The 15,948-nt window shown below is 45.2% G+C and carries 12 protein-coding genes and 1 tRNA gene; all 13 read left to right on the forward strand.

From position 1 onward, the window contains the following. The first annotated feature begins 15 nt into the window (after positions 1-15). The 13 genes from ACTJLE_RS02205 to ACTJLE_RS02265 all read left to right on the forward strand — a co-directional run bounded on the left by ACTJLE_RS02205 (position 16) and on the right by ACTJLE_RS02265 (position 15,689). The gene (locus ACTJLE_RS02205) at positions 16-1,743 is read left to right on the forward strand and encodes an NAD+ synthase (RefSeq protein WP_481267245.1); all 1,728 of its coding nucleotides are present in this window, start codon (positions 16-18) and stop codon (positions 1,741-1,743) included. A gap of 118 nt (positions 1,744-1,861) precedes the next feature. After that, entirely contained in the window at positions 1,862-4,237 is a 2,376-nt protein-coding gene (gene pflB, locus ACTJLE_RS02210) for a formate C-acetyltransferase (protein ID WP_481267246.1), read from the forward strand. 110 nt (positions 4,238-4,347) lie between these two features. Continuing rightward, a complete protein-coding gene (gene pflA, locus ACTJLE_RS02215) occupies positions 4,348-5,229 on the forward strand; it encodes a pyruvate formate-lyase-activating protein (RefSeq protein ID WP_016831444.1) in 882 nt (293 codons plus the stop codon). Between the two features lie 146 nt (positions 5,230-5,375). Next, positions 5,376-5,723 (forward strand): hypothetical protein, encoded by a 348-nt coding sequence (locus tag ACTJLE_RS02220; RefSeq protein WP_481267247.1) that lies wholly within the window; start codon positions 5,376-5,378, stop codon positions 5,721-5,723. A gap of 228 nt (positions 5,724-5,951) precedes the next feature. Then, complete coding sequence (locus ACTJLE_RS02225) at positions 5,952-7,358, forward strand: HRDC domain-containing protein (protein WP_481267248.1); 1,407 nt, start codon at positions 5,952-5,954, stop codon at positions 7,356-7,358. A gap of 52 nt (positions 7,359-7,410) precedes the next feature. Next, positions 7,411-8,760 (forward strand): trigger factor, encoded by a 1,350-nt coding sequence (tig, locus tag ACTJLE_RS02230; protein ID WP_481267249.1) that lies wholly within the window; start codon positions 7,411-7,413, stop codon positions 8,758-8,760. A 110-nt stretch (positions 8,761-8,870) separates the two neighbouring features. Next, entirely contained in the window at positions 8,871-10,376 is a 1,506-nt protein-coding gene (locus ACTJLE_RS02235; RefSeq protein WP_481267250.1) for a chloride channel protein, read from the forward strand. A gap of 33 nt (positions 10,377-10,409) precedes the next feature. Continuing rightward, on the forward strand, positions 10,410-11,021 hold the full coding sequence (locus ACTJLE_RS02240) for an ATP-dependent Clp protease proteolytic subunit (protein WP_481267251.1): 612 nt from the start codon (positions 10,410-10,412) through the stop codon (positions 11,019-11,021). A gap of 3 nt (positions 11,022-11,024) precedes the next feature. Further along, a complete protein-coding gene (locus ACTJLE_RS02245) occupies positions 11,025-11,699 on the forward strand; it encodes an ATP-dependent Clp protease proteolytic subunit (protein WP_481267252.1) in 675 nt (224 codons plus the stop codon). A gap of 121 nt (positions 11,700-11,820) precedes the next feature. After that, positions 11,821-11,894 (forward strand) — tRNA-Arg (locus tag ACTJLE_RS02250). A gap of 142 nt (positions 11,895-12,036) precedes the next feature. Further along, complete coding sequence (locus ACTJLE_RS02255) at positions 12,037-13,296, forward strand: Na+/H+ antiporter NhaA (protein WP_481267253.1); 1,260 nt, start codon at positions 12,037-12,039, stop codon at positions 13,294-13,296. 92 nt (positions 13,297-13,388) lie between these two features. Next, complete coding sequence (locus ACTJLE_RS02260) at positions 13,389-14,189, forward strand: LOG family protein (protein WP_481267254.1); 801 nt, start codon at positions 13,389-13,391, stop codon at positions 14,187-14,189. A gap of 456 nt (positions 14,190-14,645) precedes the next feature. Further along, positions 14,646-15,689: a succinate dehydrogenase/fumarate reductase iron-sulfur subunit gene (locus tag ACTJLE_RS02265; RefSeq protein ID WP_481267255.1), complete on the forward strand. Its 1,044-nt coding sequence runs from the start codon at positions 14,646-14,648 to the stop codon at positions 15,687-15,689. The last annotated feature ends 259 nt before the right edge of the window (positions 15,690-15,948 follow it).

Raw genomic sequence — 15,948 nt, forward strand, 5'->3', positions numbered from 1 at the left:
ACTAAACTATAAAATATGAGTTTTTTGCGATTGGCATTAGCGCAGATAGATACATGCGTTGGAAATATTGATAATAACGTTGCGAAAGTATTGCAATACGCGGCGCGCGCAAAACAATCAGGCGCTCGAATGGTAGTTTTTCCGGAAATGACATTAACCGGCTACCCAATTGAAGATCTCGCATTACGCGGCACATTTCGCGCGTCTGCTCAAAAAGCTGCAGACTTACTTGCGTCAAAACTTGCGGAAGAAGGCTTGGGGGAGCTTTACGTAGTAGTTGGAACGGTTGGCTTTGACGAGTCTTCCGGAAAGCCTCGTAACCGCCTGCTTGTGTTGCACGAAGGAAAATCCGTTTTGCAATACGATAAGCATTTTCTGCCAAATTACGGCGTTTTTGACGAGTTTCGTATTTTCTCTTCCGGAAATAAGTGCGAACTTATGGAAGTTGACGGCTTGCGCCTAGGATTTGCTATTTGCGAAGATATTTGGCAAGACGGCGGCCCTGTAGCTCAACTTGCAAAACTTGGAATTGACGCGTTAATTACAATGAACGGCTCTCCTTACGAAGAAGGCAAAACTCATGTGCGCTTTAACTTAGCTCAAAAGCGCGCGGCTGAAGTTAATGCGCCTGTTGTGTACGTGAACCAAGTTGGCGGTCAGGATGATTTAGTATTCGACGGTGGAAGTTTTGTTGTAGATGCGGACGGAACTTTGCTTGAGCGCTCGCCAATGTTTGCTGAAGATTTAGCTTTTGTTGATTTCGATACCTCGCTTAAAAAGCAGAAAGTTTCGAGCATTGCTCCAAAACTTGACGCGGATGAAGAAGTGTATTGCGCATGCGTTGTGGGTCTTCGAGATTACATGCGTAAGAACGGTTTTAAAGGCGTGTGCTTAGGTCTTTCCGGCGGAATTGATTCGGCTTTAGTTGCAACTATGGCTGCTGATGCGTGCGGAGGAGAAAATGTGTGGGGCATCTCCATGCCAAGCATGTACTCTTCGGATGGCTCTAAAGACGATGCGCGCGATTTAGCTGAGCGTATTGGAGCGCACTACGATGTGCAACCAATTGAGCCGCTTTTTAAAGCTTTCCAATCGCAACTTTCCTTAGAAGGAGTTGCTGCAGAAAACTTGCAAGCTCGCGTACGCGGCGTAATCGTAATGGCTTACTCGAATTCGCGAGGCGTTTTGGCGCTCGCAACTGGCAATAAATCGGAGCTTGCTTGCGGATATTCGACTATATACGGCGATGCAGTAGGAGGGTATGCTCCTATTAAGGATTTGCTTAAGACGCGCGTTTGGGCGCTTTCTCGTTGGAGGAATCGTGCTGCAAGCGCTGGAATTGGCGTTGGTATGCTTCCGATTGTTGGGTATGAAGATTCTGCGAAAGCAGATGCTACTAAAGCAGAAGCTACTAAAGCAGAAGCTCCGCAAGATGGCGTATTAATTCCGGTTAATTCTATTATTAAGCCGCCTAGTGCGGAGTTGCGTCCGGGGCAGAAGGATTCTGATTCTTTGCCTGAGTACGATTTGCTTGATCGCGTTTTAGAGGCGCATATTGAGCTTGCTCACGGTAGAGCAGATTTGCTTGCCGACGGTTTTGACGAGCATACTGTTGACACAGTTATGCGTTTGGTTGATCGTGCTGAATGGAAGCGCAGGCAGTATCCGCTTGGGCCAAAAGTAAGCGCTATTGCTTTTGGCAGGGATCGCAGAATGCCAGTTACTACCGCTTTTCGTGAGTAAAATGTGACGCAAGTCACTTGATTTTTTCCAAAACTACGCGTGTGTGCGTTAGCCTATGCTTTAACATAGTTAATTAGGGCGGCGTGAAGATGCGTTGCTGTTATAAAAGGAGTTAAACATGACCTTAGTCGATGCTTCCGTTCTCAATGAGGAGGATCTTCGCACCAAAGCTTGGGACGGTTTCGAAACTGGAAACTGGCAGAAAGATATTGACGTTCGTGACTTCATTTTGAAGAACTACACGCCGTATGAAGGCGACGAAAGCTTCTTGGCTGATGCCACTGAAAAAACGAAGCACATGTGGAAGTATCTCGACGACAACTACTTGGCAGTCGAGCGTGAGCGTCGTGTTTACGATGTTGAAACCCACATTCCTGCAGGCATTGACGCAATGCCAGCTGGCTACATTGAAAGCCCAGAAGTAGATAACGTAATCGTCGGTCTTCAAACTGATGAGCCTTGCAAGCGCGCTATGATGCCAAACGGTGGTTGGCGCATGGTTGAGCAGGCTATTAAGGAAGCTGGCAAGGAAGTAGATCCTCAAATTAAGAAGATCTTCACCGTCTACCGCAAGACTCATAACGATGGCGTGTTTGGTGTTTACACCAAGAATATTAAGATTGCTCGCCACAACAAGATTTTAACCGGTTTGCCAGATGCTTACGGCCGCGGTCGTATTATTGGCGATTACCGTCGCGTGGCTCTTTATGGCGTAAACATGCTTATTGAGTTCAAGAAGCGCGATAAGGATTCGATTCCATACCGTAACGATTTTACCGAGACCGAGATTGAGCATTGGATTCGTTTCCGCGAAGAGCACGATGAGCAGATTAAGGCTTTGAAGCAGCTTATTAACTTGGGTAACGAGTACGGTTTGGATTTGAGCCGCCCAGCTCAAACCGCTAAGGAAGCTGTGCAGTGGACTTACATGGGCTATCTTGCTTCTGTTAAGAGCCAGGATGGCGCTGCAATGAGCTTTGGCCGCGTTTCTGCATTCTTCGATTGCTACTTTGAGCGCGATTTGAAGGCCGGCTTAATTAACGAAACCGACGCTCAGGAAATTATTGACGCTCTTGTTATGAAGCTTCGTATTGTGCGCTTCTTGCGTACTAAGGATTACGACGCAATCTTCTCTGGTGATCCTTACTGGGCAACTTGGTCCGATGCAGGCTTCTGCGAGGATGGTCGCACTTTCGTAACCAAGACTTCGTTCCGTTTGCTCAACACCTTGACTCTTGAGCATCTTGGACCAGGGCCAGAGCCAAACATCACTATTTTCTGGGATCCAAAGCTTCCAGAAGCCTACAAGCGTTTCTGCGCACGAATTTCTATCGACACTTCTGCAATCCAGTACGAGTCCGATAAAGACATTCGTGAGCACTGGGGCGATGACGCTGCTATTGCTTGCTGCGTTTCCCCAATGCGCGTCGGCAAGCAAATGCAGTTCTTCGCAGCTCGCGTGAACTCTGCTAAGGCTTTGCTTTACGCTATTAACGGTGGCCGCGACGAAATGACCGGCATGCAGGTTATTGATAAGGGCGTTATTGACCCAATCAAGCCAGAAGCTGACGGCACTCTCGATTACGAGAAGGTTAAGGCCAACTACGAGAAGGCTTTGGAATGGCTTTCCGAAACCTATATTGAGGCTTTGAACATCATCCACTACATGCACGATAAGTACGCTTATGAGTCCATTGAAATGGCTTTGCATGATAGGGAAGTCTACCGTACGCTTGGTTGCGGCATGTCCGGCTTGTCTATTGCTGCAGATTCCTTGGCTGCTTTGAAGTATGCGAAGGTTTACCCAATCTACAACAAGGATGCTAAGACCACTGAAGGCCACGAGTACGAGTACATCGAGGGCGCAGACGACGACTTAATCGTTGGTTACAAGACTGTTGGCGAATTCCCAGTTTATGGTAACGACGACGATCGCGCTGATGACTTGGCAAAGTGGGTTGTAAGCACTGTTATGGGTCAGGTAAAGCGTTTGCCTGTGTACCGTAACGCTGTTCCAACTCAGTCCATCTTGACTATTACTTCTAACGTTGAGTACGGCAAGAACACTGGTTCCTTCCCATCCGGCCACAAGAAGGGTACTCCTTACGCTCCAGGTGCAAACCCAGAAAACGGCATGGATTCTCACGGCATGCTTCCGTCAATGTTCTCCGTTGGCAAGATTGATTACGACGATGCTCTCGACGGCATTTCGCTTACGAACACCATTACTCCAGACGGTTTGGGTCGTGACGAAGACGAGCGCATTAGCAACCTTGTTGGTATTTTGGATGCTGGCAACGGCCACGGCTTGTACCACGCAAACATCAACGTTTTGCGTAAGGAACAGCTTGAGGACGCTGTTGAGCACCCAGAAAAGTATCCGCATTTGACGGTTCGAGTTTCCGGCTACGCAGTGAACTTCGTGAAGCTCACTAAGGAGCAGCAGCTCGACGTTATTTCTCGTACATTCCACCAGGGTTCAGTTACTGACTGATTTGGTTGATTAGTAAACACCGCCGGGAGCGAGGCTAGTTTCGCTCCCGGCTTTTGTTAATTTCGTATATTATTTATTTATTATCTATAAACAGTTTGGAGGGCAGTTAGATGGCTGAAAACACAGCGTTTCGTACCACAACTCAGCATATGCTAAAGGAATCAAAAGAGTATGCTCGCCAAACTTTAATGGGTGGACTTTCTGGATTTGAATCTCCAATTGGGCTGGACAGAAAAGACCGCTTAGTTGCTCTTAAAACTGGCGATATTGGGTTTGTGCATTCGTGGGATATTAACACTTCTGTTGATGGCCCTGGCACTCGCATGACAGTGTTTATGAGCGGCTGCCCGCTTCGCTGCCAGTACTGCCAAAATCCTGATACTTGGAAAATGCGCGACGGAAAGCCTGTCTACTTGGATGCGATGATTAAAAAAGTCGACCGTTATCAAAGTCTTTTTAAAGCAACCGGCGGCGGAATCACATTTTCTGGCGGCGAATCCATGATGCAACCAGCTTTTGTATCTCGCGTATTTCGTGCCGCAAAAGAAATGGGCGTGCATACTTGCTTGGATACTTCCGGCTTTTTAAATCGCAATTACACGGACGAAATGATTGACGACATTGATCTTTGCTTGCTAGATGTTAAATCTGGTATTGAAGAAACGTATAAAAAAGTTACCGGCGGTTTGCTTCAGCCAACTATTGACTTTGGTCAGCGCTTGGCGAAGGCTGGTAAGAAGATTTGGGTGCGTTTTGTGCTTGTTCCAGGTTTGACTGACAGCGAAGAAAACGTTGAAAAAGTTGCCGAGATTTGCGATTCATTTGGTGATGCTGTTGAGCATATTGACGTGCTTGGCTTCCATCAACTAGGCCGCCCAAAGTGGCATGAGCTTCGAATTCCGTACCCTCTTGAGAATCAAAAAGGGCCTTCTAGAGCACTAAAAGAGCGAGTTGTAAACCAGTTCAAAGACCACGGTTTTGTAGTGTACTAGACTGCGTTTAGATTGCGTTTAGACTGCATTTAGACTGCGTCAAAAATGTAACTGTAATTTAGGCAATCTTTGCGTATAGTATTGTTTTTTTTTTTAAAGGATTTTGTATAATTACACAAACACCCTTTTTAGAGAAAGGATACGCAATGAAGCGCAGAATAGGTTGTTGGATTGCATTAGCTTTTGCATTAGCGTTAGCTGTTTTTGCACGGTGTAACGATCAGTTTGGCTTTGGCACAGCGATTATTATTTTAATTGTTTTGCCGATAATTTTGTTGCCGATAAATATCGTTGCGGCTTTCGATGAGAAACTTCTTATTGAAGTGCCAATAATATCTATTGCTATAACTATCGCTACAGAACTTGCCACTTACCCAATAAGCGATTTAGGTTTACACGCTCTCTACGTTATTCCAACAGTTTTAGTTTCGGCAGTCGCATTTACTCTTACTAGATTCCTTAAAACTAGGCTTGTTAAGCGCATAACTCAATAAGAATAAAACAATAAAACAGATTGATTATTTAATTGATTATTTAATTGATTATTTAATTGATTATTTATTTTTGATTAGTCGCAGTTGTGTGCGAAAGTTGAAGCCGTGTTAAAAGATGCATAATCTATAACACGGCTTAAATATTTTTTACGGATATTTTGCAAAAACTACAGAATATTTTGCAAAAAACGTAAGAATTTGGCTAAAGCATGCAGTCGGGAGGCGTACTTGAACGAGGAACCAAAGCTCTTAAAAGAGCCTAGAGAAGGAGTTCCAGAAGTCATTGATACGCTTGCAGCATATAAAGATTATTGTAGCTTGTTGGCAGCAGGCTCAGGTCCTTTAGCTGCAGATGCCGAGCGAGCTTCCGGTTTTCGTTACAGTCATGAAGATTGGTTGATTCAGTTTAAGCGCAAAGGTGCAGGAATTGGATTGCTTGACCCTGTGGCGCTTAAGAATCTTGGTGTTGACTGGCATGAGTTTAACGAGGCAGTAGGGGATGCGCCTTGGATTATTCACGATTCGATGCAAGATTTGCCAGGATTTTTCGACATTGGTTTGCGTCCGCGTGCTTTATTTGATACCGAGATTGCGGCTAAATTACTCGGCAGAAAGCGCTTCGGTTTAAGTTCGGTAACTGAATATTATTTAGGGCTTACCCTCGCAAAGGAGCATTCCGCAGCGGACTGGTCTTATCGTCCTCTTCCTAGAGATTGGCGAAATTACGCTGCTTTAGACGTTGAGTTACTAATCGAATTAGAAGAAGTTATGCGAAGCGAGCTAAAAAAGCAAGGTAAGCTTTTGTGGGCGGAAGAAGAATTTGCGCACTTACTTAAAAAAGGTGCGCAAAAGAAAGCTCCGCATCCGCGTCCGTGGCTTAAAATATCGCATATAAATGTGCTTATGCACGATCGTGTTGGTTTGGTTATTGCGAAATATTTATGGGAAGATCGAGATTCTTTAGCTCGACAGTATGATATTGCGCCAACGCTTTTACTTTCTGACGCTGCAATTATTGAAGCAGGTAAACGTAAGCCTAGTAATTCTCGTGCTTTTCGTAGCATTCGTTCATTAAATGAGCGCGTAAGAATACACACTGGCAGTGAGCAAGATAAAATGTTCGAACGTTACGCTCCAATTCAAAGAAAAATCAAGCCTTCTCATTGGAAAAAAGTTATTGAACAAGCAATTTTGCGTGCTGAATCTGGCGAAACAGCTATGGGCGACGCGCTACAAATGTTTCCAAATGGAGAAATGAACGCAGAATCGCACGACGCGCACGACTCGCACGTATCTTCTGGATCTTCTGAATCTTCTGGATCTTCTGAATCATCTGGATTGCATAATTCTCTTGAATCTAAAGACTCGCAAAGTGCGCCGCGTTCTATGCGCTATTGGAAGGATCATCATCCTGCTAGATATGAGCAATTGCAAGGAATTAGAGCGGTTCTTAATACTATTGCAGAAGACACGCATACTCCGGTAGATACTATTATCAAACCGCAAATTATTCGCAACCTTTGCTGGAACGATAATATTGCTGAAATTAATGTTTCAGACTTTCTTTTAGAGCAGGGCGCTAGGCCTTGGCAAGTTGAGCTTATTGCTGAGTCCGTAACTCGCGCTATTATGTAACGGTTGTGCCATACGGCAGAGATAAGAAAAACGTAATTTCAGGAGCGCAAGCGTGAAAATCAGCGTCAGGAATCTTGAGCCAACTAAGGTTAAGCTCACCATTACCGCAGATCTCGAAGACTTCAAGCCATTCTTGGACGAAGCTCGTAAAGATATTGCTAAGCAAATTAATGTACCAGGTTTCCGCAAGGGACACGTGCCAGGTAAGATCGTAGATCAGCGCGTCGGTTTCGCAGCTGTTGCTGGTGAAGCCGTAAATTCCGCTGTACCAGAGTTTTATTCTAGGGCTTTGGAGGAAAAGAAGATTCGCCCAATGGATCAGCCAGAATTTGACGTTCAGGAAGTTCCTACGTCAACTGCTGAAGACGCAACTCTTAAGTTTGTTGTCACTGTTGAGCGTCGTCCAGAGTTCAAGTTGAACAAGTTCAAGGGCGTTGAGATTGAAGTTGAGAAGCCAAAGGTTTCCGACAAGGACGTGAAGGCTCGCTTGGAAAGCCTCCGTCAGCGCTTTGCTACTTTGGTGAGTGTTGATCGTCCTGCAGCTAAGGGCGATTTCACCAATATTGATTTGGAAGCTCGCATTAACGACGAAGTAGTTGACGCTCAGGAAGGCGTAAGCTACGAAATCGGTTCCGGCGTGTTGCTTGACGGTTTGGATGAGGCTTTGGATAGCCTTTCCGCCGGCGAAGAGACCACTTTTGAGGGAACTCTTGAATCCGGTAAGCACAAGGGCGAGAAGGCTCAGATTAAGGTTAAGGTTAATTCCGTAAAGACTCAGGAATTGCCAGAGCTTGATGATGAGTTCGCTAAGGAAGCTTCCGAGTTCGATACTTTGAAGGAATTGAAGGAAGATGTTCGCAAGGCTTGTGAGCAGGCTGCTGAAGGTCGTCAGGCCACTAACGCTCGTGACGCATTCCTTGCAAAGCTTCAGGAAGAAGTTGAGATTCCTGTTCCTAAGGGTGTGCTCGATAAGGCTGTTGCTGAGCATTTGAAGGGCATGACTCCAGATCCTGAAAAGGCTACTAAGAAGCAGAAGGATGAGGCTCAGGAGGCTGCGGAGAAGGAACTTCGCGACCAGATGGTTCTCGATGCTTTGGCAGAAAGCCTTGATGTTTCTGTGTCCCAGGCAGACGTTACCAACTTCTTGGTTTCTGTTGCTCAGCAGTACGGCATGGATCCAAACCAGTTCATTAACGCAATCGTTAACAATGGTCAGCTTGGTTCTGCAGTGCAGGAAGTTGCTCGTTCTAAGGGCTTGCTTGCTGGTATGCGTGCTGTAAAGTTCGTTTCCGGCGGCGAGGCTCTCGATTTGAGCGCATTCTTGTCTGAGGATGACGAGGAAGACGAAAGCGTACAAGCTGCAACTAAGGCTGCTGCTGTTGCTGACGAGCTTTCCAAGTAGAAGTAGAGTAGAATTAACTAAATTCTGCGTTACTTCGTAACGGCTTTAATTAAGACCTGGCGGAATTATTTTCTGCCGGGTCTTAACTTTATTAAGAATTGCGAGACGTTATGAATAGTAGTGCTGAAACGAAGCTTGAAGCTCGTAGCAGATTTAGCCGATTACTTAATTTCGCAATTCGAGTAGCGCGTTTTGCCGCAGCCTCTATTCTTCTTGGCATTCTTACCGGCTTAGGCGCAACAGTTCTTACGCTTGTTTTTTACGCAGCGCAATACTTGGCTTTTGGATCAGTTGAATCTGCTAAAAATACTGTTTTTTCAGCGCTTCCTTGGTATCGTTACGTGCTATCTTGCACAATAGCGATGACTATTGCTGCACTAGCGTGGTATTTTCTTCGAAAAAGAAAGAATCCTCCTCGAATCATTACTATTCCGCAAGCTGTTAGCGGAAACAAAATGCCAATTTTCTCTACTATTGCGCATGTTTTGCTGCAAATCGGCATTGTTGGTTCTGGAATTTCAATCGGCAGGGAAGTAGCTCCGCGAGAATTGGCGGCAATGATTGCGCAGCATTTCAGCAGTATTTTTCACTTGTCTTATAAAACTCAGCGCATACTTGTTGCTTCCGCTGCAGGCGCCGGCTTGGCTGCAGTGTATCATGCGCCTTTAGCTGGCACTGTGCTTTCGCTAGGCTTGCTTAATAAATCTCAGGGCTTTGGTTTTTACGCGTGGCTAAATCGCGAAAATGGAAATGCAATAGTTAATGTAGTTAAAAATATTGCGCGCTCAGAGCGCTTGCGCTGCTTGCCTTTTGCTCTTGTTATGAATTATGTTTCGGCGTTTGTTGTTGAATTTTTACTGCATCATTTTCGATACTATAACATTCCTCAATTTTCTTGCGCGATTTCTTGGCAAGTTTGCGCTTTAGCTGTTGCTGTTGGTGCGGTGTGTGGTTTAGTTGGTTACGTTTTTCGCTTGGGTATTATTTGGTGTCGCACTCATGCTTTGCGCGGCGCAAAAATGCTGTATTTTATGCCTCTAGCCGGCTTAATTATTGGTATCACTGCTTGCTGGTTTCCGCATATTATGGGCAATGGCAGGTCGCTTTCGCAGCTTGCTTTTTCTGCATATAGTCTTCCGCATGCGGCAGCTAGCTCAAATATTACTATTATTTTGCTGATTCTTGCAGTAATGAAAATGCTTGCGACTTTGCTTGTTTTGCGATGCGGTGCTTCTGGCGGCGTGCTGCAGCCGAGTATTTCAACTGGCGCTTGCGTCGGCGTGATTTTATACGCTATTTTCTCTTCGGCGTTTGGTATTTCGCAAGTATCTGGTATTTCGCAAGTATCTGGTATTTCTAAAGTTTTTGCAATTCCGCAAGTATCTGCAATTCCGCAAGTATCTGCAATTTCTGTAGCTATTATTGGTGCCGCTTCTTTACTTGCGTCTTCCAGAAAAGCTCCAATTATGGCGTGGCTTTTAGTTGCGGAACTAGTAAACGCACCGTTTGCACTACTTATTCTTATGCTATTTGCTGTAATCGTGTCTAATTTTGTAGCTAATTGTGTTGAGCGTTTTATTTCGCATTCTTGTTTTACGGTCACGCGCACACGATAATCTAGTAATAATCATTTATGGTAAGGAGATAATGTGACTGAGCTTTTTACAACTTCTCCCGTGATGGAACAGGCTGAAGCGGCATCCCCAACCGATCCTATTTTTAACCGGTTATTAAAAGATCGCATTATTTGGTTGGGATCTGAAGTAAAAGACGAGAATGCTAATGTCATCTGCGCTCAGATGCTGATGCTTGCTGCAGAAGATCCTAAGAAGGATATTTGGTTGTATATTAATTCTCCTGGCGGCTCTATTACCGCCGGTATGGCAATTTACGACACTATGCAGCTAATCGAGCCGGATGTTGCAACTATTGCAGTTGGTATGGCTGCTTCAATGGGTCAGTTCCTGCTTAGCTCTGGAACGCCTGGTAAGCGTTATATTACGTCTCATGCGCGCGTGCTTATGCATCAGCCTTCTGGCGGCGTTGGCGGCACTGCTACGGATGTTCGTATTAACGCAGAGTTGATTATGGATATGAAGAAAACGCTTTCTGAATTAACAGCGAAGCAGACTGGTCATACTGTTGAGGAAATTTACCGAGATAACGAGTACGATCACTGGTTTACTGCTAAGCAAGCGTTGGAGTATGGTTTTGTAGACAAGATTGTGACCACTCCTGCTTCTATGCGTGGTGAGGAGTAACTTATGGCAAGTGAAGAAGCAAAGTTTGTGGCGCGCGCGGAGCGTTTAGCTGGTTTTGGCGGTGTTGCTTCCGCTCAGCGTTTTACTAACCGTTATATTTTGCCTCAATTTGGTGAGCAAACGCCTTATGGTTTAAAAACTCAAGATCCGTACACGAAGCTGTTTGACGATCGTATTATTTTTATGGGCGTTCAGGTTGACGACACTTCTGCTGACGATATTATGGCTCAGCTTCTTGTGTTGGAAAGCATGAATCCGGATCGCGACGTGATGATGTATATTAATTCGCCTGGTGGTTCTATGACTGCTATGACTGCAATCTATGACACTATGCAATACATTAAGCCGGATGTTCAAACAGTGTGCTTGGGTCAGGCTGCTTCTGCTGCTGCAATCATACTTGCGGCTGGAGCTCAAGGTAAGCGCATGATTTTGCCTAATGCTAGGGTGCTTATTCATCAGCCTGCAATGGGTCAAGATTTTGGCAAAGCAACTGAAATTGAGCTTCAAGCTAAAGAAATGTTGCGCTTGCGCACTTGGCTGGAAAATACGCTTGCAAAGCATACTGGTCAAGATATTGAGCGCATTCATAAAGATATTGAAGTTGACACTATTCTAACTGCTCAAGAAGCTAAAGATTACGGAATGGTAGACAAAGTTCTTAGCAGCCGCCAGTAGTTTGTGCGCGCAAATACAATAAACCCCGGCCGACACGCCGGGGTTTGTGTTTTTAAGCAGATGGTTGTATATTAGTCAAGTTGCCGGAAACAAGAACGAGGTTCTTGAGGCCGGAAAACATGCGCCAGTAGCCCAACGGATTAGAGCATCTGACTACGGATCAGAAGGTTGCAGGTTCGAATCCTGTCTGGCGCACAAACAAAACGCGAAGCATTTGCCTCGCGTTTTTTTTTATCTCAACTCGCTGGTTTATCCCTCTCGGTTATACTAAAAAGTGCTGCAAAATTAGTTTATTTTTTAGCGTGTTTTTTATAACTTAGAGAGGAAATAATTACGCATGTTACGACGTAGTTGGAGAATAATTTGCAATATTGCTAATAATGAGCGAATTTCGGGCTTAATTATGCTTGGATTTGCTCTTTCTGGCCTTCTTCTTGCTAATATTCCTGTAACTGCGCCAATTTTTGAGGCAGTTTCGCATACGCATATTGGCATTCCTTTTACTAATATTCACATGTCGATTAGCCACTGGGTACAGGACGGCGTGCTAACTATTTTCTTCCTTTCTGTTGGTCTTGATTTAAAGCATGAGCTTATTGCAGGTTCTCTTTCGGATCCTCGCGCTGCTGCAATGCCAATGATTTGCGCAGTAGGCGGAATGATTATGCCACCTTTGCTGTTTGTTGCTACAGTAACCATATTTTCAGAACTTCACGCAGGGCAGGAGATTATGCGTCTTACTTCTGGCGCTTTGCCAACCTTGGATATGGTTCGTGACGGTTGGGCTATTCCAACAGCAACCGATATTGCATTCTCTCTTGCGGTTCTTGCGCTATTTGCAAAAACTTTGCCGCATGCTTTGCGCGCGTTCTTAATGACTCTTGCAACTGTTGACGATTTGCTTGGCATTGCGCTTATTGCAGTATTCTTCTCTTCTTTAAACGCGTGGTATTGGTTTGTTGGCGTAGTTATTTGCGGACTTATTTGGACTACTTTAGTGCGTCTTAAGCGTGTGCCTTGGCCGCTTGTGGCGCTAGTTGGCATGGTTGCTTGGGTAATGATGTACGAAGCAGGCGTGCACCCAACTTTAGCCGGCGTAATGGTTGGTCTTCTTACTCCTGCGCATTTAGTTCACGGCGAAAAAACTTTGCGCGCGGAGCGTTATCGCCAAAAAATTCAGCCTGTATCTGCTTTAGTTGCGTTGCCTATTTTTGCTGTTTTCGCAACCGGCGTGCATTTTGAAACGCTTACGTGGGAATTATTCTTATCTCCAATTCTTATTGCCATAACTATTGCTCTTGTTATTGGAAAACCATTGGGAATTATGATAACTGCTTGGTTATCAAAGCGCGTTTTTGGCTTAAAAGTTCCAGATGGTTTGCGCGTAGTAGATTTGCTTCCAACTGCGTGCGCATGCGGTATTGGTTTTACGGTTTCGCTACTTATTGCTTCTCTTGCGTATTCGGACGCAGATTTGTCTGCAGAGGCACGTTTTGGTGTTCTTGTTGCTTCTATTGTTGCTGCTGGCGTTTCGGGATTCTTGCTTTCTATGCAATCGAAGCATATGGAAGAAGAGTTGGACGAAGTTGAAGATTAACTTTTGTAACTAGTTTTGCAGCTAGTTTTGTAACTGGTTTTGCAACTGGTTTTTAGGACTATCTAAAGTATTTTTAGGAGTGTGGAATAGTTATGAATAGTCAAGAGGATTTTTCAGTAGATGTTCCTCCATGGAATAACACGTATCATCGCGGCTCTGTGCTTATGCGAGGCTCTATGATTCCTAAAGAAAGCACTACCGAAACGCTTCTTCGCAAAGATAGTACTCAACAGCTTGCAACGGGCGTTGGAGCAGATAGAGATAATAAGTGGGATTGGCGAAGTGCTGATCCGTGGCGTGCGCTTCGTATTCAAGCTGAGTTCGTTGACGGTTTTGATGCTCTTGCGGGCTTGGGTAAAGCTGTTAGCGTTTTTGGTTCTGCGCGCATAAAAGATGGTGAGCCGGAGTATGCTGCTGCTCGAACGATTGGTGCGGAGCTTGTAAAGCGCGGTTTTGCGGTTATAACTGGTGGCGGTCCTGGCATTATGGAGGCTGCGAATCGCGGTGCTGCAGAAGCTGGTGGCACTTCGGTTGGTTTGGGTATTGAGCTTCCGCACGAGCAGGGTTTGAATAAGTGGATTAATCTCGGAATGCAGTTTAGATACTTCTTCGTTAGAAAAACAATGTTTATGAAGTATTCTTCCGGAATTATTGTGTGTCCTGGCGGATTTGGCACAATGGATGAAATGTTTGAGGCTTTAACTCTTGTGCAAACGCATAAGGTGACGCGCGTGCCGGTTGTGCTTTTTGGAACCGAATATTGGAAGGGCTTAATTGATTGGTTGCAATCTACTGTAACTAGCCGCGGATTGATTTCCTCAATCGATCCGCACTTATTTGCTATTACAGACGATCCGCTAGAAGCCGTGCGCATTGCGTCCGGCACTAATTAAGATTAATCGAGTCGCATTTTAAGCGAAAGTGATAATTCTTTTACAGTTGCGTATAAGTTTATATTGCAATTCGTTTAATGTGGCGCGAGTTTTGGGGGATTTCTCTCCTCGCAAGTTCCCGTCCTTCGTCGCTTTGGCTGTTAAAGGTTTTACTGTCTGCTTTGTTCTTGAAAGAACGTTGCTTCCTCAGTCCTCTTTTATTGCTCGTAGAGAAATCCCCCAAACTCTGCGTGTTTAATCTTTAATAACCGTGCAAATCGCAGAGATTTTTCGATTTTTCTTCTTCGCTCGGCTTGTCAGCAGCCTTCGGCTCTGACGTCCGCCTTCGTTCAGTGCGAAAAATCTCAAATCTCTACCACACTGGTATCCACATGAATGAATAACGACGCAATCGGTTATAGTTCTGTGCAAGTATTGTGGCAAACTATAGTAGTACGTAATTGGAGGTAGCGCGCAATGAGTAATGAGCTTAGCAATAACACTGCGCTTGTTACTTTGCGTATTTCCCGCTTTGCGCCGTGCGAAGAAACGCAAAATTCTGAAGACGCTACGAAACTCGTGCGAAAACGTCACGAAAGTCCTTTTGCTCGAAAAAAGCGTAGTAATCCTTTTGCAAAAGTAGATTCTGCACAAAAAGAAGATAGTGCTGCTGAATCTTCTGTACCTTCTATGAAGCGCATTCAAGGCAAGCATTGGGTTCAAGATTACGTTTTGCGCGTTCGTTCCACGGATACTATTCTTAACTGCTTGCTAACTATTAAGCGCACAATCGACCCAACTTTAGCTTTTCGCTACTCTTGCGGCCACGGCGTGTGTGGTTCCGACGCTGCAAACGTCAACGGAATGCCGACTCTACTATGCAGCGCAACAATAGGCGCGAACGCGCGTCCCGAAGCAAATAATAACGTGCAATCGCGCGGATTTAGAAAAACCGGCACGGCAAGCAGAGAGGCTTCAGCAGAATCGCCGATTTTACTGCGAGAATCTAAAGAAACTGTAGCTCAAAATAATGGCAGTTTTGGCATTATTGAGCTTGCGCCTCTTGCAGGATTTGCAGTTCAGCGAGATCTTATATGCGATCTTTCGCCTATGATTGCGCAAATAAAACGTTTAGAACCTTATTTACAAGCAGCGGACGTTTCTGTGCGAAATACCGAAGGGAAACTTAAGCTTATTGAATTTTTGCAGCACCCTGAAGAGTTGCAAAAATTTGAGCTTTTAAGTAACTGCATTATGTGCGGAGCTTGCGAAGGAATATGCCCAATTTACGCCGGAGGAGAGGCGTTTATGGGGCCTGCTGCTTTGATTAACGCGGCGCGTTTTATTTACGATTCCAGAGATAGTGAAACTGAGCATCGTCTTGATTTAGTAGATAGCAGCGACGGTATTAGCGCGTGCCAGTCGGTTCGTGCGTGCTCAAGGCAGTGTCCGCGCGGAATTGACGTTGGCGAAGAAATTTGGCAGCTTACCACACTCGTGAACGAGCGCAAAAACTCTTAGCTTGATTATTTCTTTGACCACATTTGCCGGTAATTTCTCTCGCGTTTGGAGGGTTTGGTGTGGTGTTTTGCTCCAAACGCGGGGAGTTTGTCTCGCGTTTGGATGGTTGTGGCTGGTTTGGCGCTCCAAATGTGCGCGACTTTTCTCGCGTTTGGAGGGTTATTGCTTGTGTTGCGCTCCAAATGTGCGCAACTTTTCTCGCGTTTGGAGGGTTTGGTGTGGTGTTTTGCTCCAAACGTGGGGAATTTGTCTCGTGTTT

The sequence above is a fragment of the Gardnerella sp. CCPDSM genome, from assembly GCF_056754715.1.